A 1447-nucleotide genomic window follows, 5' to 3' on the forward strand; every position below is an offset into this window, starting at 1 on the left:
CGCCCCGGGGTCGGCGGCGAGCCGGGCCGCGCCGGAGCCGGTCCACAGCATCGCCGCGATGAGCGCCGCGAGGGCCACGAGGGGCACGGCCGCGAGCCACCAGGGGTCGATCCCCCGGTCGCCCGGCCGGGCGGCGGTGCCGTGGTCGGCGCGCTCGGCCGTCCTCGAACTCATGGTCAGTCTCCTTCATCCGCCCCACGACGACGGGGCGGCCCGTCTCCATTGTCCCTCCCCGAGCGCACCGGCCCGTGCGCGTGTGCCGGATCCCACACGGGCGGTCCTCAGTCCTCGAAGAGCACGTCCCCCACGAACCCTCCCTCCGCGCAGCCCGGGGGCACGGCGAAGACCGCGGACCCGACCGGGGTGGTCCAGGCGTTGAGCATGTCGAGCTCGTCGAGCCGGCGCTGGATCGGGACGAACTGGCGGTCGACGTCCGCGCAGTACGCCGCGAAGACCATCCCCGCGTCGCTGACCCCTCCGGTGGTCACGCCCCGGCCCCGGGTGCCCGAGGCACCCGCCACGGGCAGGTCGTAGTTGTAGACCCGCCGGTGGATCCGCTCGAGGGGGTCCTCCGAGCGGGAGCGGCGCACGTGGGCGTAGTCCGCAATGACGGGAAAGCCCAGCGGCCCCCGCGCGGCGAGGTCCGGCTCGTCGTGCTCGGCACCGCCCGTCAGCGGGGCGCCGTCGCGCAGGCGCCGCCCGACGGCGTCCTCCCGCGCCGGCGTGTCCGCCTCGTCCCAGGTGTCCAGGTTCATGGCGATCCGGCGGACGACCAGGGCCGTGCCGTCCGGGACCCACGGCGCGAAGCCGTCCCGGCCGTGGACCACCCGCTCGTACTCCTCGCTGCCGCCCCGGGGGTTGACGGTGCCGTCCACCTGGCCGAAGAGGTTGCGCATGCTCTGCCCGTCCGGGACGGAGCCCACGGTGTGCCGGAAGCCGTCCTGCACCCAGCGCACGGCGGCGAAGGAGCGGGCGGCCTTGAGCAGCACCCGCTGGGCGTGCGAGACCGCGAGGCGGTCGTCGGCGCAGATCTGCAGCAGCAGGTCGCCGTCGCTCCACCGCTCCTCGAGCCGGTCGATCGAGAACGGGGGCAGAGGCCGCAGCCAGGCCGGCACCCGGTCCGGGGCGACCAGTCCGAGCAGCCGCCGCCCGAAGCCGAGGGTGACCGTGAGCCGCGCGGGGTGCTCGGCGAGCCACGGCTCCTGGTCGGCGACCGGCGCCCGCCCCTGGGTCAGGGCGGCGGCGTCCTCGGAGAGCACCCGCAGCAGGCGCCGCACCGCGTCCCGGGTGGTGTCCCGGTTCAGGTCCAGCGCCACGAAGGCGGCGAACGCCTGCGGCGCGGTCGCCACCCCGGCCTGCCGGGGGCCGTGGAAGGGCTCGACGGCCTGCCCGTGCCCCTGCGGTGCCACCCGGGCGGTGTCCTGCGGGGCCGCGGCGGGGGCCCCGG

General features: G+C 76.9%; 1 protein-coding gene. It reads right to left on the reverse strand.

Annotated features, from left to right (window positions below; all coding sequences use genetic code 11):
- Positions 1–281: 281 nt before the first annotated feature.
- Positions 282–1447, reverse strand: a 1166-nt coding sequence (locus tag CRM73_RS19245; RefSeq protein ID WP_229588802.1) for a Dyp-type peroxidase, incomplete at its 5' end; no start/stop codon positions are given.

It is taken from the genome of Kocuria sp. CCUG 69068, from assembly GCF_020833785.1.
In the GTDB taxonomy this organism is placed as follows: Bacteria; Actinomycetota; Actinomycetes; order Actinomycetales; family Micrococcaceae; genus Kocuria; species Kocuria rosea.